The sequence below is a fragment of the Vibrio sp. KUL78 genome, assembly GCF_059725505.1.
The window spans coordinates 3,537,453-3,557,290 of record NZ_AP045837.1 but is presented as its reverse complement, the minus strand read 5'-3'; the positions used below and the strand labels follow the sequence as shown (position 1 = coordinate 3,557,290).

Annotated in this window: 17 protein-coding genes and 1 pseudogene; 11 read left to right on the top strand and 7 right to left on the bottom strand. The window is 48.6% G+C overall.

All coding sequences use genetic code 11. The annotated features are described in order from the left end of the window. Positions 1–21 precede the first annotated feature (21 nt). The 8 genes from atpE to glmU all read left to right on the top strand — a co-directional run bounded on the left by atpE (position 22) and on the right by glmU (position 7,234). The gene (atpE, locus tag AC6I8Y_RS16555) at positions 22–276 is read left to right on the top strand and encodes a F0F1 ATP synthase subunit C (protein ID WP_006073065.1); all 255 of its coding nucleotides are present in this window, start codon (positions 22–24) and stop codon (positions 274–276) included. Between the two features lie 82 nt (positions 277–358). Continuing rightward, the gene (gene atpF, locus AC6I8Y_RS16550) at positions 359–829 is read left to right on the top strand and encodes a F0F1 ATP synthase subunit B (RefSeq protein WP_042478163.1); all 471 of its coding nucleotides are present in this window, start codon (positions 359–361) and stop codon (positions 827–829) included. Positions 830–843: 14 nt separating this feature from the next. Beyond that, positions 844–1,377, top strand: coding sequence for a F0F1 ATP synthase subunit delta (atpH, locus tag AC6I8Y_RS16545; RefSeq protein WP_112460761.1), 534 nt, complete (start codon positions 844–846; stop codon positions 1,375–1,377). Between the two features lie 13 nt (positions 1,378–1,390). Beyond that, complete coding sequence (gene atpA, locus AC6I8Y_RS16540; RefSeq protein WP_006073059.1) at positions 1,391–2,932, top strand: F0F1 ATP synthase subunit alpha; 1,542 nt, start codon at positions 1,391–1,393, stop codon at positions 2,930–2,932. A 41-nt stretch (positions 2,933–2,973) separates the two neighbouring features. Further along, positions 2,974–3,840 (top strand): F0F1 ATP synthase subunit gamma, encoded by an 867-nt coding sequence (atpG, locus tag AC6I8Y_RS16535; RefSeq protein ID WP_042478116.1) that lies wholly within the window; start codon positions 2,974–2,976, stop codon positions 3,838–3,840. A 35-nt stretch (positions 3,841–3,875) separates the two neighbouring features. Beyond that, positions 3,876–5,279 carry a F0F1 ATP synthase subunit beta gene (gene atpD, locus AC6I8Y_RS16530; RefSeq protein WP_006073055.1) on the top strand — a complete coding sequence of 468 codons (1,404 nt, stop codon included), beginning with the start codon at positions 3,876–3,878 and terminating at the stop codon, positions 5,277–5,279. 18 nt (positions 5,280–5,297) lie between these two features. Beyond that, complete coding sequence (locus tag AC6I8Y_RS16525) at positions 5,298–5,720, top strand: F0F1 ATP synthase subunit epsilon (RefSeq protein ID WP_394154554.1); 423 nt, start codon at positions 5,298–5,300, stop codon at positions 5,718–5,720. Between the two features lie 152 nt (positions 5,721–5,872). After that, entirely contained in the window at positions 5,873–7,234 is a 1,362-nt protein-coding gene (glmU, locus tag AC6I8Y_RS16520; protein WP_394154556.1) for a bifunctional UDP-N-acetylglucosamine diphosphorylase/glucosamine-1-phosphate N-acetyltransferase GlmU, read from the top strand. A 94-nt stretch (positions 7,235–7,328) separates the two neighbouring features. On the opposite strand, the gene AC6I8Y_RS16515 is transcribed toward glmU, so the two are convergent. Beyond that, entirely contained in the window at positions 7,329–8,072 is a 744-nt protein-coding gene (locus AC6I8Y_RS16515) for an amino acid ABC transporter permease (RefSeq protein ID WP_498020581.1), read from the bottom strand. Between the two features lie 92 nt (positions 8,073–8,164). Here AC6I8Y_RS16515 and AC6I8Y_RS16510 point away from each other — a divergent pair, with 92 nt between their 5' ends. Then, on the top strand, positions 8,165–8,941 hold the full coding sequence (locus tag AC6I8Y_RS16510) for a transporter substrate-binding domain-containing protein (RefSeq protein WP_252012975.1): 777 nt from the start codon (positions 8,165–8,167) through the stop codon (positions 8,939–8,941). A 76-nt stretch (positions 8,942–9,017) separates the two neighbouring features. Here the strand turns inward: AC6I8Y_RS16510 and punC are convergent, their stop codons facing one another. Beyond that, on the bottom strand, positions 9,018–10,223 hold the full coding sequence (gene punC / locus AC6I8Y_RS16505; protein WP_394154559.1) for a purine nucleoside transporter PunC: 1,206 nt from the start codon (positions 10,221–10,223) through the stop codon (positions 9,018–9,020). Positions 10,224–10,361: 138 nt separating this feature from the next. Between punC and punR the strand changes: the two genes are divergently transcribed. After that, positions 10,362–11,267 carry a DNA-binding transcriptional activator PunR gene (gene punR, locus AC6I8Y_RS16500; protein WP_498020580.1) on the top strand — a complete coding sequence of 302 codons (906 nt, stop codon included), beginning with the start codon at positions 10,362–10,364 and terminating at the stop codon, positions 11,265–11,267. 85 nt (positions 11,268–11,352) lie between these two features. Next, complete coding sequence (locus AC6I8Y_RS16495) at positions 11,353–13,020, top strand: sensor domain-containing diguanylate cyclase (RefSeq protein ID WP_498020579.1); 1,668 nt, start codon at positions 11,353–11,355, stop codon at positions 13,018–13,020. A 48-nt stretch (positions 13,021–13,068) separates the two neighbouring features. Here the strand turns inward: AC6I8Y_RS16495 and ilvA are convergent, their stop codons facing one another. From ilvA to ilvG, 5 genes and pseudogenes are all read right to left on the bottom strand, one after another. Next, positions 13,069–14,607, bottom strand: coding sequence for a threonine ammonia-lyase, biosynthetic (gene ilvA / locus AC6I8Y_RS16490; protein WP_234494883.1), 1,539 nt, complete (start codon positions 14,605–14,607; stop codon positions 13,069–13,071). 2 nt (positions 14,608–14,609) lie between these two features. Continuing rightward, complete coding sequence (ilvD, locus tag AC6I8Y_RS16485; RefSeq protein ID WP_498020578.1) at positions 14,610–16,451, bottom strand: dihydroxy-acid dehydratase; 1,842 nt, start codon at positions 16,449–16,451, stop codon at positions 14,610–14,612. Positions 16,452–16,480: 29 nt separating this feature from the next. Beyond that, positions 16,481–17,422 (bottom strand): branched-chain amino acid transaminase, encoded by a 942-nt coding sequence (locus AC6I8Y_RS16480; protein ID WP_128649116.1) that lies wholly within the window; start codon positions 17,420–17,422, stop codon positions 16,481–16,483. A 14-nt stretch (positions 17,423–17,436) separates the two neighbouring features. Beyond that, positions 17,437–17,718 carry an acetolactate synthase 2 small subunit gene (gene ilvM / locus AC6I8Y_RS16475; RefSeq protein ID WP_103881691.1) on the bottom strand — a complete coding sequence of 94 codons (282 nt, stop codon included), beginning with the start codon at positions 17,716–17,718 and terminating at the stop codon, positions 17,437–17,439. Then, positions 17,718–19,365 (bottom strand): annotated as a pseudogene (gene ilvG / locus AC6I8Y_RS16470) (acetolactate synthase 2 catalytic subunit). Before ilvG ends, ilvM begins: the two are co-directional and overlap by 1 nt. Between the last annotated feature and the right edge of the window lie 473 nt (positions 19,366–19,838).

Genomic DNA, 19,838 nt, shown 5'->3' with positions numbered 1-19,838 from the left:
AACTATAAATTGGAGATAGTAATGGAAACTTTACTGAGCTTTTCTGCAATCGCCGTAGGTATCATCATTGGTATGGCTGCATTCGGTACTGCGATCGGTTTTGGTCTTTTGGGTGGTAAATTCCTTGAGGGTGCTGCTCGTCAACCTGAAATGGCTCCGATGCTTCAAGTTAAGATGTTCATCATCGCTGGTCTACTTGATGCGGTTCCTATGATTGGTGTTGTTATCGCACTTCTATTCACATTCGCGAACCCATTCGTTGGTCAGCTAGGTTAATCAGACTTTTCTCCGACAAGCTTCGAGCTTGTCACCTGATTAAACTTTAGCTCGTCAATGAATCTTTAGAGGGGTAGCTGTTGTGAATATGAACGCAACTCTGCTAGGTCAAGCAATCTCATTCGCAATGTTTGTGTGGTTCTGCATGAAATATGTATGGCCGCCAATCATGAATGCGATTGAAGAGCGTCAGAAAAAAATTGCTGACGGTCTTGTAGCCGCTGAGCGCGCTGCAAAAGATTTAGATCTAGCGCAAGCCAACGCTTCTGATCAAATGAAGGAAGCGAAGCGCACTGCAACCGAGGTTATTGAGCAAGCAAACAAGCGTAAAGCACAGATTATCGATGAAGCTCGTGAGGAAGCTTTGGCAGAACGTCAAAAAATCCTAGCGCAAGCAGAAGCGGAAATCGAAGCGGAACGTAACCGTGCTCGCGATGACCTGCGCAAACAGGTTGCAACTCTGGCTGTAGCTGGTGCTGAGAAGATTCTTGAGCGTAGTATCGATAAAGATGCGCAAAAAGACATTCTCGACAATATTACTGCGAAACTTTAAAGCGAGGGGCGCATATGTCTGAATTGACTACAATCGCACGCCCCTATGCTAAAGCAGCATTTGACTTTGCGGTGGAAAAACAAGCGCTAGACCAGTGGGTCGAAATGCTAACGTTTGCCGCTGCAATCGCTAAGAACGATGAAATTGCAGACCTGATTTCAGGCTCTGTGACAGCGACGCGAGTGGCTGAAATTTTCAACGCAATTGGTGGTGAACAGTTTGATGAATTTGGTCAAAACCTGATTAAGGTTATGGCTGAAAATGGTCGACTAGTCGCGTTGCCTTATGTGTTAGTTGAGTTTCTAGAGCTGAAAAAAGAGCTAGAAAAGCAAATCGATGTAGACGTGATTTCTGCATCTGAGCTAACCGAAGAGCAGCGCACTGAGATCAGCAACAAACTTGAAAAGCGTCTTGAACGCAAAGTTAAGCTGAATTGCAGTGTAGATGAGACCCTACTTGGTGGGGTTATTATTCGAGCCGGAGATCTTGTAATTGATAACTCAGCACGTGGTCGTTTGAACCGCCTGAGTGAAGCAATGCAGTCTTGATGGGGATTGGAGCATGCAACTTAATTCCACAGAAATTAGCGACCTAATCAAGCAGCGTATCGAATCTTTCGATGTTGTGAGTGAAGCTCGTAATGAAGGTACTATCGTATCGGTAAGCGATGGCATCATTCGCATTCACGGCCTAGCGGACGTGATGCAAGGTGAAATGATTGAATTACCGGGTGGCCGTTATGCACTAGCACTTAACCTTGAGCGTGACTCGGTTGGTGCGGTAGTAATGGGCCCATATGCTGACCTTAAGGAAGGCATGAAAGTAACAGGTACTGGTCGTATTCTTGAAGTACCAGTTGGTCCAGAATTGCTTGGTCGTGTTGTAAACACGCTAGGTGAGCCAATTGATGGTAAAGGTCCAATTGAAGCGAAACTTACGTCACCAGTTGAAGTGATTGCACCGGGTGTAATCGACCGTAAATCGGTTGATCAGCCAGTACAAACTGGTTATAAGTCAGTTGACTCAATGATCCCTATCGGTCGTGGTCAGCGTGAGCTTATCATCGGTGACCGTCAGATCGGTAAAACCGCGATGGCGATCGATGCAATCATCAACCAGAAAGACTCTGGTATCTTCTCTATCTACGTAGCGATTGGCCAAAAGGCATCTACAATCGCAAACGTAGTGCGTAAACTGGAAGAGCACGGTGCACTACAAAACACTATCGTTGTTGTAGCATCTGCATCTGAATCTGCTGCACTGCAATATCTTGCGCCATACTCTGGCTGTGCAATGGGTGAGTACTTCCGTGACCGCGGTGAAGACGCTCTGATTGTTTATGATGATCTATCTAAGCAAGCGGTAGCTTACCGTCAGATCTCTCTACTACTTAAACGTCCACCAGGCCGTGAGGCATTCCCAGGTGACGTATTCTACCTTCACTCACGTCTACTAGAGCGTGCAGCTCGTGTAAACGAAGAGTACGTAGAGCGTTTCACTAATGGTGAAGTGAAAGGTAAGACTGGTTCTTTGACTGCTCTTCCTATCATCGAAACTCAAGCGGGTGACGTATCTGCGTTCGTACCTACGAACGTAATCTCGATTACCGATGGTCAGATCTTCCTACAAACTGAAGCCTTCAACGCGGGTGTACGCCCAGCCGTTGACCCAGGTATCTCAGTATCTCGTGTAGGTGGTTCAGCACAGACTAAGATCATTAAGAAGCTATCTGGCGGTATCCGTACTGCACTAGCGGCTTATCGTGAACTAGCGGCATTTGCACAGTTCTCATCTGACCTAGATGAAGCAACTAAGCGTCAGCTAAGCCATGGTCAAAAAGTTACAGAGCTAATGAAGCAGAAGCAATACGCTCCTATGTCTGTATTTGACCAAGCGCTAGTTATCTTTGCTGTTGAGCGCGGCTACCTAGATGATGTTGAAATCAACAAGATTCTAGACTTCGAAGCAGCGCTTCTATCGTATGCTCACAGTCAATATGCTGATCTTGCTAAAGAGATCAACACTACGGGTGCTTACAACGACGATATCGAAGCTCAGCTTAAGAAACTGACTGACGATTTCAAAGCAACTCAGACTTGGTAATTGGTGGGTGACCTTATGGTCACCACTTATGGAGAGTAACGATGGCCGGCGCAAAAGAGATACGTAATAAAATCGGTAGTGTGAAAAGCACTCAGAAAATTACGAAAGCGATGGAAATGGTAGCAGCTTCAAAAATGCGTCGTTCGCAAGACGCGCGTGAAGCTTCTCGTCCATACGCTGAAACTATGCGTAAAGTGATCGGTCATTTGGCTAACGCAAACCTAGAGTACCAACATCCGTACCTAGAAGAGCGTGAAGCCAAGCGTGTTGGTTATGTCATTATTTCTACCGACCGTGGTCTCTGTGGCGGCTTGAACATTAACTTGTTCAAAAAAGCTGTCCTAGAGATGCAGGATTGGAAACAAAAAGGTGCTGAAGTTGAGCTGGCTGTGATTGGCTCAAAAGCAACGGCATTCTTTAACAACAGCGGTGCGAAAGTAGCGGCACAGGTATCTGGTCTGGGTGATGAGCCTAGTCTTGAAGACCTAATCGGTACTGTAGGCGTGATGCTGAAGAAATATGACGAAGGCGAATTGGATCGCCTGTACGTAGTGTATAACCACTTTGTGAACACTATGATTCAGGAACCAACGATCGATCAATTGCTACCTCTGCCTAAATCTGACAGTGACGAGATGCAGCGCGAACATTCATGGGGCTACATTTATGAGCCTGAGCCAAAACCACTACTAGACGCACTATTGCTTCGTTATATCGAATCTCAAGTGTATCAAGGTGTGGTAGAGAACCTTGCTTGTGAGCAAGCGGCTCGAATGATTGCAATGAAAGCTGCAACGGACAATGCGACCAACCTGATTGATGATCTAGAGCTTGTGTACAACAAGGCGCGTCAAGCGGCTATCACACAAGAACTATCAGAAATCGTTGGCGGCGCAGCTGCGGTTTAAGCTTAGGTAAAACGAAATAGATTAGAGGATTAACGATGGCTACAGGTAAGATCGTACAGATCATCGGTGCGGTAGTCGACGTAGAGTTCCCACAGAGTGACGTACCAAGTGTATACGACGCTCTAAACGTAACGGACTCTAAAGAGCGTCTTGTTCTTGAAGTTCAACAACAGCTAGGCGGTGGCGTAGTTCGTTGTATCGTAATGGGTAGCTCTGATGGTTTACGTCGTGGCGTAACAGTAGAGAACACAGGTGCGCCAATCTCAGTACCAGTAGGTACTAAGACTCTTGGTCGTATCATGAACGTACTTGGTGATGCGATTGACGAGTGTGGTGAGATCGGTGCAGAAGAAAGCTATGCGATTCACCGTGAAGCGCCAAGCTACGAAGAGCAATCTAACGAAGTCGCTCTTCTAGAAACGGGTGTTAAAGTAATCGACTTGGTTTGTCCATTCGCTAAGGGTGGTAAAATCGGTCTATTCGGTGGTGCAGGTGTAGGTAAGACCGTTAACATGATGGAGCTTATCAACAACATCGCACTACAACACTCAGGCCTATCCGTATTTGCGGGTGTAGGTGAGCGTACTCGTGAAGGTAACGACTTCTACTTTGAGATGCAGGAAGCGGGCGTTGTAAACGTTGAGAAGCCTGAAGAATCAAAAGTAGCAATGGTTTACGGTCAGATGAACGAGCCACCAGGCAACCGTCTACGTGTTGCACTGACTGGTCTAACAATGGCAGAGAAGTTCCGTGACGAAGGTCGTGACGTACTACTGTTCGTTGATAACATCTACCGTTACACACTTGCAGGTACAGAGGTATCGGCACTGCTAGGTCGTATGCCATCTGCGGTAGGTTACCAGCCAACTCTTGCAGAAGAGATGGGTGTACTACAGGAGCGTATTACGTCAACGAAAACGGGTTCTATCACGTCTGTACAGGCGGTATACGTACCAGCGGATGACTTGACTGACCCGTCTCCAGCAACAACGTTTGCGCACTTGGATGCGACGGTTGTACTTAACCGTAACATCGCTGCTATGGGTCTATACCCAGCGATTGACCCACTAGATTCAACATCTCGTATGCTTGATCCACTAGTGGTTGGTCAAGAGCACTACGAGGTAGCTCGTGGTGTGCAGCAAACACTGCAGCGTTATAAAGAGCTGAAAGACATCATCGCGATCCTAGGTATGGACGAGCTATCTGAAGAAGATAAGCAAGTTGTATCTCGTGCTCGTAAGATTGAGCGTTTCCTAACTCAGCCTTACCACGTAGCGGAAGTATTTACTGGCGACCCTGGCATCTACGTACCTCTTAAAGAGACTCTACGTGGCTTCAAAGGTCTACTAGCTGGTGACTACGATGACATTCCAGAGCAAGCGTTCATGTACTGCGGTACTATCGACGATGCTATCGAGAATGCTAAGAAGCTATAAGGCTAAATAGGAGGCGATATGGCAGCAATAACCTTTCACCTAGACGTAGTAAGCGCTGAGAAAAAGCTTTTCTCTGGTCGCGTAGAAACGTTCCAGGTGTCCGGTAGCGAAGGTGAACTTGGTATCTTCCATGGTCACACACCGCTGCTGACCGCTATTCAGCCTGGTATGGTGCGTATCGTTAAACAGCACGGCCACGAAGAGTTCATTTATGTCTCTGGTGGTATTGTCGAAGTTCAGCCTGGTACAGCGACTGTACTGGCTGATACGGCTATCCGTGGTGAAGAACTAGACGCAGCGAAGGCAGAAGAAGCCAAGCGCAAAGCTGAGGAAAATATCCAGAATCAGCATGGCGACATGGACTTCGCGCAAGCGGCCAGTGAACTGGCTAAAGCCATTGCTCAGCTTCGAGTAATCGAACTGACAAAAAAACGTCGTTAATCTAGCTCGATTAGATTAACCGCGATGAGAAAGGCGACCGTTAGGTCGCCTTTTTGCTTATTTTTATCGCAAATTTGCCTATCAACATTAACTCTTGTGCTATTCACCGCTAGAATGATGACAGTTTTTATAACGTCAATGGTTTGATAATAATGAAGTTCAGTGCAGTTGTTCTCGCCGCGGGAAAGGGAACCCGCATGTATTCCAATAAACCGAAAGTATTGCATACCCTAGCGGGTAAGCCGATGGTGAAACACGTCATCGATACGTGCGAAGGCTTGGGATCTCAAAATATCCACCTAGTGTATGGCCACGGTGGCGACCTAATGAAATCTGCTCTTGAGCAAGAAACCGTAAACTGGGTTCTGCAGGCAGAACAACTTGGCACCGGTCACGCAGTGGATCAAGCGTCACCTCATCTAGCCGATGACGAGAAGGTTCTTGTTCTGTACGGTGATGTACCGCTGATTTCTGAACAAACTATTGAAAACCTGCTAGATGCGCAGCCAACAGGCGGTATTGCACTGCTTACTGTCGTGCTGGATAACCCAATGGGTTACGGTCGTATCGTGCGCAAGAATGGTCCAGTGGTTGCTATCGTCGAGCAAAAAGATGCGACTGAAGAGCAGAAGCTGATTAAAGAGATCAACACGGGTGTGATGGTCGCAACGGGTGGCGATCTTAAGCGCTGGCTATCTGGCCTTAGCAACGATAATGCTCAAGGCGAATACTACCTAACAGACGTGATTGCTGCGGCGCACGATGAAGGCCGTGCAGTAGAAGCGGTACACCCAGCGAACCCAATTGAGGTTGAAGGTGTTAATGATCGCGCTCAGCTCGCTCGTCTAGAGCGTGCATTCCAATCGATGCAAGCACAGAAGCTGCTAGAGCAGGGCGTTATGCTGCGTGACCCGGCACGCTTCGACCTACGTGGTCAGCTGCAGTGTGGTATGGATGTCGAAATCGATACTAACGTCATCATCGAAGGTAGCGTAACGCTAGGCGATAACGTAGTGATTGGTGCCGGCTGTGTGCTGAAAGACTGTGAAATCGATGACAACACGATTGTACGCCCATACAGCGTGATTGAAGGCGCAACGGTTGGTGAACAATGTACCGTAGGTCCATTCACTCGCCTACGTCCTGGTGCTGACATGCGCAATGACTCTCATGTGGGTAACTTCGTTGAGGTGAAAAATGCTCGCCTAGGCGAAGGCTCTAAAGCGAACCACCTTACGTATCTTGGCGATGCAGAGATCGGTCAGCGTACTAACGTTGGGGCCGGTGTTATTACCTGTAACTACGATGGCGCGAACAAGTTTAAGACCATTATCGGTAACGATGTGTTCGTTGGCTCAGATAGCCAGTTGGTGGCGCCGGTGACGATTGCTGATGGCGCAACGATTGGTGCGGGTACTACCCTAACCAAAGACGTAGCAGAAGGTGAGTTAGTGATCACTCGCGCTAAAGAGCGCAAAATCACAGGCTGGCAGCGCCCAGTAAAGAAAAAGTAATCACGATTACATTCTCATCGTGAAAAGGGTCTCATTGAGACCCTTTTTGGTTTCTGATGCTTTGCTTAGGCCTTGTAGCATGCCGTGCTGGTGGTTAATGACTCGGAATTGCAATCCGTTTTTCTAACCAGCGAACGGCCTGAGAAACCAGCAGAATCAGCACCAAATACTCCAGTACCAGGAAGGTATAGATCTCTAATGGTAAGTACTCGTTAACCACCAGCTCATTGGCACGCCTAGTTAAGTCGCTCAAGCCAATGACACTCACCAATGAAGACATCTTTAGAATGTAGACAAACTGGTTCCCCAGCGGCGGCAGTATCTGCCTAAACGCCTGAGGCAAAATAACCAAGCGCATTTTCTGCCAATAGTTGAGCCCTAACGATTCTGCCGCTTCATGTTGACCACGAGTCACGGCTTGAATACCGCCACGAAACACCTCAGCCATAAAAGCACTCTCAGCGATAGTCAGTGCTATCACGCCAGCCCAGAAATGGTTAAGTGAAACGTCAAGCAGTGTGGGCATGCCGTAGTAGACCCAGAGCAGCAATACCAGCACTGGAATGGAGCGTATTACCTCAACATAGACGCGGTTTATCGTGCGCAGCCAAGGTTTGTCGGAAAGCGCTGGAAAGGCAACAAGTAGACCCAACAGCATGGCAAATACCATACTGAGCAGCGACACATAGATAGTGTCCTTAAAACCTGCCAATAAGAAGCCGAGGTTGGTTTTCCCTTGTTCGGTGGAGGGGTCGAGCACATACCAGCCCCACTCGTAATCAGAACAACCACTTAGTAGTGGTAGGCACAAAACAGCAGCAAGTAATCGATAGCTCACAATCGTCCCTAAATATTCCTGAAAAATCCATCTGTTACTGCTATGTTATCAAGGATGTACCACGAATGTTTAATAATTTTAGGGACTATTCAATGAAGAAGTGGATTCTGGGTTTTATTATTACTTTTCTTTCTATCGGTCAGGTAGCGGCGGAAACCAGTCGTCTACAAAAGATCTTAGACTCAGGTGTGCTTAGGGTCGGAACCACGGGAGACTGGAACCCGATGACCATGAAAGATCCGGCGACCAACTCTTATCGTGGATTTGATATTGATGTGACTACTGAGCTTGCCAAAGATCTTGGCGTCAAGGTTGAGTATGTGGCGACCGATTGGAAGACATTGGTTAACGGTATTACCGCCAACAAATACGATATCACGGGAAGCGCGTCACTTAACATGTCCCGCGCTAAGGTAGCAGGGTACAGCCAACCGTATTTCTACTTAGCTTTTGTACCAGTAGTGCAAAAGAAAGACCTTGAGAAGTACGCTGATTGGGCAGACTTCAACAAGCCTGAAGTTAAGGTGGCAGCGACACTAGGTACAGTGCAAGAGAAGATGGTCAAAGATTTCTTCCCTGATGCCGAGCACATCGTGATTGAAGCGCCAGCGCGTGACTTCCAAGAGCTCTTAGCTCGCCGAGCTGATGTCTCTGTGACTTCAAACGTTGAAGCGGCCACCTTGGTGACCAAGTTTAAGCAATTGGCGATAGTGCCAGTAGAAGAGCCTCGTAAGCCAACGCCAATCTCTATGCTGCTACCGCAAAAAGACCAAGTATGGATTAACTACGTAAACCACTGGGTAGAGCTTAAGAAGACTCAGGGCTTCTTTGACGCGACGGCAGAGAAATGGGGACTGAAAAGTCTGTAAGCACTGTCGATAATAAGTACAGTCGATAAGTAGAAAGGGCGACCTGCATACTGTGCGAGGTCGCCCTTTTTTGTCTTTATTCGTCGCTAACGACGCGAGAGTTATCAGGAATCGTTAGCTCCTCGGTGACCGCTGGGTTAGCAATCAGATAACCAATCCACATGACTGCCAAGCAGCCAAGAATGACGTAGCCAACTGCAGACTGCGCCATTACCGCAAACGCAGCCACAATGGCACTGGCTAGGCTGCTTACCCCTATCTGTAGGCTATTTTGCAGACCTGCAGCCGTTGCTGAGCAGTGCGCTGCGCTTGATAGTGCTCGGTTCACCACGATTGGGTAGAGCGCACCATTGGCGACAGCTAACAAACAGAATGGTAATAGGATTGGCCATACGCTGCTAAGCTCCCACTGACACGCCACAAACACCATCAAAATCGCCACCGTTTCTAAGCCAAGAAGCTGCTTAAGTACGGCGTCATCACCCAGTTTTGCCACCAGCTTTTTACCTGCATAGCCACCAACCATAAAGGCCACGGTTTGCGGGATAAAGCTAAGACCAATGTCTTTCGCTGAGTAGCCAAGCTGGCTCATGATTTCTGGCATACCGGTTAGGTAAGCAAAGAATGCCGCCGATGCCACCCCGTACATGATCACATTGCCCATGTACTCTCTTGATCCAAACAAACTCTTAAGATCGGCGCCAATGGACGATCGTTGCTCGATGGATTTTGGATGATCGTTAAGTGATAGAGTGATCATTGCCAGTAGCGCACCTGTGATCGCAAGCACCACGAAAATGCTGTGCCAGCCCCACATTTCTGTTAGCAAGACACCAAGCTGTGGCGCGAGTGCTGGAGATAGCGCGACGAGCGGCATAATGGTGGCAAAAATCTGTTGGCTGGTTTTCTTATCAAATTTATCGATAACCATAGATTGCCAGATAACAGCGGGTGCACAGACGCCAATCGCCTGCAGCAGACGCAGCGATAGCAGCTGCCATACCTGTTCGCTCCAAGCCAGACCAAATGACGCGACAGTAAAGATAGTGAGTCCGGCAAACAGCGTTTTACGATGACCAAAGCGATCACTCGCCAGCCCCCATACAAATTGACCCAGCCCCATACCAACAAGAAATACCGTCAGTGATAGCGCGATTTGCTCGGGCCCAGTGGCAAAGTCCTGCTCGATAAGTTTAAACGCCGGCAAATACATATCCGTGGCGATAAAGCCCAACATGGACAATGCGGATAAGTAGACAAGTTGAAGTTTAGAGATTTTCATTGTTATTCCTTGAAATATTTTCACAGGAATGGATTGGCGCCAGCCCATACTGCTGATGGGGTGTATTCTATTTTTGGATAAAACAAAAATAAAACGCTATATTTTGTGGTCATCTATCAAAAAATTTGAAAGCTAGTTATGTACTCACGTTCTTCATTAGAAATGCTCGATGCGGTCGCACATTTAGGCAGTTTTAGCGCAGCAGCAGAAGTGCTGCACAAAGTCCCTTCTGCGATCAGCTATAGCGTGCGTCAGATAGAGCAAGAACTTGGCGTGCAGCTGTTCACCCGTTTACCACGCAAGGTAGAGCTGACGCCTGCCGGCGAGGTGTTCATATTGGAAGCTCGCCAAATGCTGCGCCGCATGGATGAACTGACTCATCAAACCCGCCGTGCAGCTCAGGGCTGGCAAAGTAGCTTAAAGCTGACCCTAGATAATATCGTTAAGGTCGACAAGCTGTCGGATCTCATCGAAGACTTTTATCGCGAGTTTGAGTTTGCTGAGCTGCAGATCAACATGGAAGTGTACAATGGGGCTTGGGAGGCTATCTCACAGGAGCGTGCCGATATTGTGATTGGCGCGACATCTGCAATTCCTGTTAGTGGCGAATATGGGGTTAAGAAGATTGGTAGTCTAGACTGGGCTCTGGTGATGTCGCCGACGCATCCGTGCGCACTAGCAGACACGCTGGATGAAACTCTAGTCAGCCAATATCCTGCCATTTGCATTGATGATACCTCGCGTGAATTGCCAAAACGTCACACAGAACACTTTCCGCAGCAGCGACGCTTGTTGCTTCCTAACTGGTTCACTGCGATTGAGTGTTTGAAAAGCAATGTAGGAATTGGCTACATGCCCAGCCATATTGCTGAGCCTTTGGTTCGCCAAGGTCTTTTGGTTGAGCGTGTATTGCTGGACGCTAAGCTATCGAGTGAATGCTGCATGGTGTGGCGAAAACATGATAACCATAAGCTCCTTGAGTGGATGGTGGATTATCTGGGCGATGAGCAGCAGCTCTATCGTGACTGGCTGCAATCGGCATAAATATCATCTAATCGTTGCTCTTGATTAAAAATGACGCTATTTTGAAAACTGTTAATATGGTGTTCGGTAAAAGTAGCGTTGTTGTATGTCTAAGCTGATTGATAAGAAGTGGCAGATGCTGCCAGTCATAGCGCTATCAGTATGTATGCTGGTTGGGTTGTACGGTTTTTATATCACATTCGAGAAATCCATCCATGACTCCGTAAGGCGAACTACAGAATCGTTGCTTGCGGATGTTATCTATGAAATTCAAGAAGATGCACCAAGCTTTGTCAGCAGTCAGACGATTGATGACTACATCGGCGATCTCACTCAAGCCGATGCTGACGCGCGAATTCAGGTGATTAATGGTTTTGGTACGGTTGTGGGGGACACGGCGCTGTCGGACAGAGCGCTGGTGGATCTCGATAACCACGCAGACCGCCCAGAGTTCATCAAGGCATGGGAAACAGGTGTTGGTGAAGATGTCCGCTTTAGCTCAGTGTTGTCAGTCGACATGTTCTACTCGGCGCGCAAGATGTACGTCGGCGATCAAGACTACGTGATTGTGCTTGCCGTTCCAATGCACCACTTAAAAAGCATTACCTATCAATTGATGGGCATCTTAATCGGATTAGCGCTACTGAGTTTAGCGATTCTTATCACTACCTCTGTCTGGAGTCATCGACAAATCATCCTCAGCGTGACCGCAGAGAAACAGAAACAAGATGAGCGAATTCGCCAACGCACCTTAGAAATTGAGCTCATGCATCGCCTCGCCAATATGCTTGCTGCATGTAATAACCTGATTGAAGCACAGCGTGTGGTTGAGGATATCGTGCCGCGCATTCTCGGTAAGGTAAACGGCAGTATCTCGTTGATGCGATCTTCTCGAAACCAGTTGGTGACGCAATTGGATTGGGGTGATGCATGGCCGGGAAGTCGCAGCTTTGCGCCCGACGAATGTTGGTCGCTGCGCAAAGGTCGAAGTCATCTGTCGATTGAGACCTTCCATAATCTCTCTTGCGAGCATATGGCATCGATCGATCAGAACCAAACCCTGTGTATTCCTTTGACCGCACATGGTAATACCATTGGTATTATGCATCTCTATTTTGGTCAAGGAGAGATAGAGGTTGATGAGATCACAACACAGCTTGCCTATAGCGTTGCCGAGCACTTAGGGTTGGCACTGGCTAACCTGAGCTTGCAAGAGAAGCTGCGTTCGCAAGCTCTTAGCGATCCATTAACGGGACTCTACAACCGCCGCTTCTTCGAGCAGAAGCTCACAGAACATGTGAATAACTCGGCGACCAGCACGGAGTCGCTATCTCTGTTGATGCTGGATCTCGACCACTTCAAGCGATTTAACGACAACTTCGGTCATGATGCTGGTGACTACGTGCTCAAAGAGATCAGTGCGATGCTAAAACGCACCGTCTCTGATGATGAAATTGCTTGCCGTTTGGGTGGGGAAGAGCTGGCGGTGATTTTGCCACACAGTGATATGGATGAAGCGACGGAGTATGCCGACAATATCGTGACTCAGATACGTACTATGCACCTTGAACACAAAGGGCTATCGCTGGGCCAGTTAAGCGTCTCCATTGGGGTGTCGACTTACCCTGAGCCGTCTTCCGATATCGAGGGGCTGGTTAAGATGGCAGATAAAGCGCTCTATATGGCGAAAGAGCAGGGCAGGGATCGCGTCGTGAATTATCGCCAGTACAGTGAGGCTAAATCACCGGAGCTTGAGTTGGTTGAAAGCCAGTAAGGTTATTTGCAACGGATACAAAAACACCCCATAACGGGGTGTTTTATTTTAAGATAAGAAGAACTTATAGGACGGGTTGTCCGTTTCATCTTTACATTGGTAGCCAAGTTCTCGAAGGTGCGTAGAGAACTCGCTAAGATCGCTATCTTCAAGCTCAAACCCACACAACACACGACCATAATCGGCACCATGGTTACGGTAGTTAAACAGACTGATGTTCCAGTGCGTGCCTAACGTGCTCAAGAACTTAAGCAGGGCACCCGGGTATTCAGGGAACTCAAAGCTGTATAAACGCTCTTTAAGCTGCTTCGATGGCTTACCGCCTATCATGTAACGAATGTGCAGTTTCGCCATCTCATCATCAGAGAGATCAGCGACAGGATAGCCACCGGTTCGTAGATCACTGATGATGCCATCGAGCTCATCCTGTCCGCCCACCAGTCTCACACCAACGAAGATGTTTGCTAGCTCATCATCGTTGTAACGGTAGTTAAACTCAGTAACGGCACGCCCACCAATGATATTGCAGAACTCAAAGAAAGCCCCTTGGCGTTCTGGGATCGTCACTGCGAGTAAGCCCTCACGTTTTTCACCTAGTTCACAGCGTTCAGAGACGTAGCGAAGACCGTGGAAGTTGGTGTTTGCACCAGAAAGCACAGTACCAAGTTGTTTGTTTTTAAGCTGATGCTTCTCAGCAAACTTCTTGAGGCCTGCGAGCGCGAGCGCACCAGATGGCTCCGCAATAGCACGGGTATCTTCAAAGATATCTTTCACCGCAGAGCAGATCTCATCGCTAGACACGGTAATGTGACCATCAATGTACTGCTGACACAGCCTAAAGGTTTCGTTACCGATGATCTTCACCGCTACGCCATCAGCAAACATGCTCACTTGGTCAAGGACGACGGGCTCACCCGCATCTAATGCGGCTTTTAGACAAGCAGAGTCTTCAGGCTCAACCGCAATCACTTTGATTTCAGGCATAAGCTGCTTAACCAGCACGGCGACACCTGCCGCCAGACCACCGCCGCCTACAGGGACAAAGATGTAATCAAGATGACCATTTTGCTGCAGCATTTCCATACCGATGGTGCCTTGTCCTGCAATCACCAAAGGATGATCGAAAGGGGGTACAAAGGTATAACCATGCTCTTTTGATAGACGCTCGGCTTCTGCTTTCGCCTCATCAAAGTTGCTGCCGTGAAGCACCACGTTGCCACCAAAGCCGCGTACCGCTTCTACCTTGATGTCTGGTGTCGTTTTCGGCATTACGATCGTGGTATTGATGCCTAGCTTGGTGCCGGACAGCGCCATGCCTTGAGCGTGGTTACCCGCCGAAGCAGCAATCACACCTGCACGCTTTTGTTCATCGCTAAGGTTTGCCACCATGTTGTAGGCGCCGCGAAGCTTGAACGAGTGTACAGGCTGTCTGTCTTCACGCTTGATTTGGACTTGGTTTCCGATGCGAGCGCCGAGTCTTGGCATATCTTGAAGCGGCGATACAGTCGCCACTTCATACACAGGTGCTCTGAGAACCTGACGCAGATAATCTGCGCCAGATACGGGATGATTATCTACGTCACTCATGATTAGCCCTCGAGTTTGGACTTATCACGTACCGCGCCTTTGTCAGCGCTGGTGGCTAGATTAGCGTAGGCTTTCAATGCTAGAGAAACCGTACGTTCACGATCAGCTGGTTTCCAGCCAAGCTTGTCTTGCTCTGCACGGCGAGCGGTTAGCTCGTCTTCAGAAACAACAAGCGTGATCTCACGATTTGGAATATCGATATTGATCATATCGCCATCTTTCACCAAACCAATGGTACCGCCATTAGCCGCTTCCGGAGAGGCGTGACCGATAGAAAGGCCCGATGTACCGCCAGAGAAGCGGCCGTCAGTCAGTAGCGCACACTCTTTACCTAGACCCATAGATTTAAGGTAAGTCGTTGGGTATAGCATCTCTTGCATGCCCGGACCGCCTTTTGGACCTTCGTAGCGGATAACTACGACATCACCGGCTTTCACTTTGCCGCCTAGGATGCCATCTACCGCATCTTCTTGGCTTTCGAATACCACCGCAGGGCCTTGGAACTTAAGGATGCTTTCATCCACGCCTGCCGTCTTAACGATACAGCCATCCAGTGCGATGTTGCCTTTTAGTACCGCAAGACCGCCGTCTTGGCTGTACGCATTTTCTTTAGTGCGGATACAACCGTTTTCACGGTCGTCATCAAGAGTGTCCCAGCGACAATCTTGTGAGAAGGCTTGAGTAGTACGAATGCCCGCAGGGCCTGCGCGGTAGAAGGATTTCACTTCTTCCGAATCCGTCAGCATGATGTCGTACTGAGACAACTGCTCTTCCATTGTCAGACCAAGTACCGTTTTGGTTTGGTTGTTCAATAGACCTGCGCGGTTAAGCTCACCTAGGATACCGATAACACCACCTGCGCGGTGTACGTCTTCCATGTGATACTTAGGCGTTGATGGCGCTACCTTACAAAGGTTTGGCACGCGGCGAGACATCTGATCGATATCTTCCATATCAAAGTCGACGTCGCCCTCTTGTGCCGCGGCAAGTAGGTGAAGAACTGTGTTGGTTGAGCCGCCCATAGCAATATCTAAAGCCATTGCGTTTTCGAATGCTTCTTTGCTGGCGATATTACGTGGCAGGGCCGACGCATCATCTTGCTCGTAGTAGCGCTTGGTGAGGTCAACAATGCGCTTACCTGCATTCTTAAACAGGACTTCACGATCGGCGTGCGTGGCAAGTAGAGAGCCGTTACCTGGCTGAGACAGACCCAGCGCTTCGGTTAGGCAGTTCATTGAGTTAGCGGTAAACATACCAGAGCAAGAGCCACAAGTAGGGCATGCAGAGCGCTCGACTTGCTCACTTTGCTCATCAGAAACCGTTGGATCGGCGCCTTGGATCATCGCATCCACCAGATCAAGCTTGATGATCTGATCAGAGAGCTTAGTTTTACCCGCTTCCATTGGGCCGCCAGACACAAAGATCACAGGGATGTTAAGGCGCATGGAAGCCATGAGCATTCCCGGGGTGATCTTGTCGCAGTTTGAGATACATACCATTGCATCCGCACAGTGTGCATTCACCATGTACTCTACTGAGTCAGCGATGAGCTCACGTGATGGCAGTGAGTACAGCATGCCGCCGTGACCCATTGCGATACCGTCATCTACAGCTATGGTGTTGAATTCTTTTGCGATGCCGCCCGCTTCTTCGATCTCGCGAGCGACGAGCTGACCAAGATCTTTCAGGTGTACGTGACCTGGAACAAACTGAGTGAACGAGTTCACAACGGCAATGATTGGCTTACCGAAGTCTTCTTCTTTAACGCCAGTTGCGCGCCATAGAGCACGCGCACCAGCCATGTTGCGACCATGAGTTGTGGTGGCAGAACGATATTTTGGCATTGTAATACTTCCTTAAATTTACTTGGTGCTTACTGGTTATCTTGTGGGTAGACGTAGTCCAACCAGCCCCACTTATCTTCAGTGGTGCCGTTGAATAGACCGAAGTACGCGTCTTGCATCACTTTGGTGATTGGGCCGCGTTTGCCTTCGCCTACTTCAATTTTGTCGATAGTGCGAACCGGAACGATTTCCGCCGCCGTACCTGTCATGAACACTTCATCGGCAAGGTAAAGCGCTTCACGAGCAATGTTGGCTTCACGCACTTCATAGCCCATGTCTTTTGCTAGCGTCATGATAGAGTCACGGGTAATACCAGGAAGAATAGCGCTGGTGGCTGGTGGCGTCGTAATCACGCCATCTTTGACCACAAAAATGTTTTCACCTGCGCCTTCTGATAGGTAACCGTCAACGCTCAGTGCGATGCCTTCATCATAACCATGACGACGGGCTTCACCGCCAACAAGAAGCGATGATAGGTAGTTACCACCGGCTTTCGCAGCCGTCGGAATCGTGTTAGGTGCGGCGCGGTTCCAGCTAGAAATCATCGCATCTACACCGTTTGCTAGTGCTTCTTCACCTAGGTAAGAGCCCCATGGGAAAGCAGCGATGATAAGGTCCATCACCGTACCTTCTGGTGGACAAACACCTAGGCCGACATTACCAACAAAGCCAAGTGGACGGATATACGCGGACTCCAGCTTGTTTTGACGTAGCGTTTCGCGCGTCGCCTCCATGATTTCTTCTTCGGTAAAAGGAATTGGGAAGCGATAAATTTTTGCAGAATCTTTTAGACGTTTAGCGTGCTCAGGGTGACGGAATACCACAGGCCCTTTTGGCGTGTTGTAACAGCGAACCCCTTCAAAAACCGATGTGCCATAGTGCATTGCGTGGGTTAAGACGTGTACATTCGCCTCTGCCCATGGAACCATCTCACCATTAAACCAAATAAAATCTGCTGTACTTTTAGCCATTTAGCATTCCTTCCTTATGCACTTTGTTCTTGTAGGTTGTGATTGGTCAGTTCGTTGTGTTTAAGCTCTGTTACCTCGACGGTACGAATATCCCAAAGCTTTTCAATCTGGTTGATCAAGGTAGTGATCGGGCGATCGCTGTCTACGATGATCTCAACACTGGCAATCTTACTCTCATGGTTTTGAGTGGCGGCCACTTGTTTGATGATAAAGCCACGGTGGCGAATCACGCGCAATACGCGCTCAAGCAAGACAGGTTTGTCATCGGCTTTGATGTCTAGTAGATATCTGTCCATTAGGTATTCTCCAACATGTCACTATTTGAGGCACCTGGTGGAACCAAAGGCCATACGTTTTCTTCTTCATCGATCAGCACGTGCAGCATGTAAGAGGTCTTTGACTCCAGCATCTCTTTCAGTGCTGGCTCGACTTCTTCTTTGCGCGTGATGGTCTTGCCTGGAATATCAAAGGCTTTAGCAAGCATGACGAAATCTGGGTTGTCATCCAGAATCGTTTCACTATGTCTGCCGTCGAAGAACAGTGACTGCCACTGTCTTACCATACCAAGACGTTGGTTATTTAACAGTACAATTTTCACTGGGATCTGGCGGCGTTTAAGTGTACCGAGCTCTTGAACGTTCATCATGAATGAGCCGTCACCGGTAATCAGCACTGATTGGTCATCAGGACGCCCAACTGCCGCGCCCATCGCCGCAGGCAGACCAAAGCCCATAGTGCCGAGACCCGCTGAGGTAATAAAGTTCTCAGGCAGTCTTGGTTGAATGTGCTGAGCAGCCCACATCTGATGCTGACCAACGTCGGTAGAGACGATGGAATTCTCAGGCATCATGTCCGACAGCTGTTTTAGCAGCAGCGGGGCAAAAATCAGATCACCTGGGTGGTCATAGCGCCATTTGAAGCCGCTGCGCAGGCTTTCACTGTGATGCGCCCATGCGTTGATGTCTTTTGATAGCTCAAGCTGAGGCAAGATCGCATTGATGTCACCACGTAGCGCCGCATGTGCCTCGCGAAGCTTATTGAATTCTGCCGCATCGATATCGATGTGAATCACCTTCGCGTGCGGTGCAAACGTATCTAGCTTACCGGTCACGCGGTCGTCAAAGCGTGCGCCGACTACGATGAGCAGGTCACACTCTTGCACCACCAAGTTCGCGGCTTTGGTGCCGTGCATACCAAGCATGCCTAGATAGTGAGGGTCGTGGCGGTCAATCGTACCAAGACCTTTTAGCGTGCTGACGCTTGGCATTGGGTTGATGCGAAGGAACTCGCGAACCGACTCGGTCGCATTGGCAAGCTGAACACCACCACCGACATACAGCACCGGACGAGAGCTTTCATCAAGCAACTGCTGCGCGCGTTTTACCTGCTGCTCATCAGCAACCGGGATTGCAGGTGGTGTAAATGGAGGAAGCACGTCCACCGGAGCATTAGCAAGTTGGACATCTTTGGCGATATCAACGATGACAGGACCAGGTCTGCCTGTTTTAGCAACTTCAAATGCTTCGGCTAGAGTGGGAGCGAGTTCGTTGATGTCAGTCACGAGGTAGCTGTGTTTGGTACACGAGAGAGACATACCGATCACATCCATTTCTTGGAAGGCATCAGTACCGATATGTGAACTAGCAACTTGGCCAGTGATAGCAACGAGAGGGATAGAATCAAGGGAAAGCGTCGGCAAGGCCGGTAACAAGGTTGGTGGCTCCGGGGCCTGAGGTTGCCATGCAAACAGCAACATCTTTGGTGGCTCTTGCCATTCCGATGGCTGCCATTGCAGCGCCTTGTTCGTGTCGGCAAAGGATATGTTCCACACCACCGTCATACAAGGCATCGTAGATTGGCATGATGGCTCCCCCAGGGTAACCAAACACGGTCTCAATACCTTGCTGCTTCAATGCGGCTACAACTAATTCAGCACCTGTCATTATAGCCTCCTTGAGTGCCACGCTTATCGTGACGATTTGTCGTTCGCTTGCACATGTTGTGCTCCATTCTTCCTGTCATCTCAGCCAGTTGGCCTTCAATGAGTGATCACTATCAAATTACTAATATGAGTTTGTAAAAAAACCCCCGGACTTTTCAGTGCGGGGGTTTTTAAAATCTTGTGGTTATTTAACGCCCACATGCCCCCGTGCGGTACCAATCAGGACCACAATAATCAGGCTAATCAGAGTGTGAGAGTGTGCGTTAAAAGTCATTATCTTGTTTATTAATCGTTGCGTTGTGTCTAACGAAATTGTTTGCGTCACTAGTGGTATCACAAATTTCTGTTAGCTGACAAGCAAAAAATCATACTTTCTTCACATTTACTCAGCATTAAATGTCGAGATATAACATGGGGTATATATAAAAATCTGACTTTTAACCGTCCAACAAAGAGAAGTCGGAATAAAAAAAG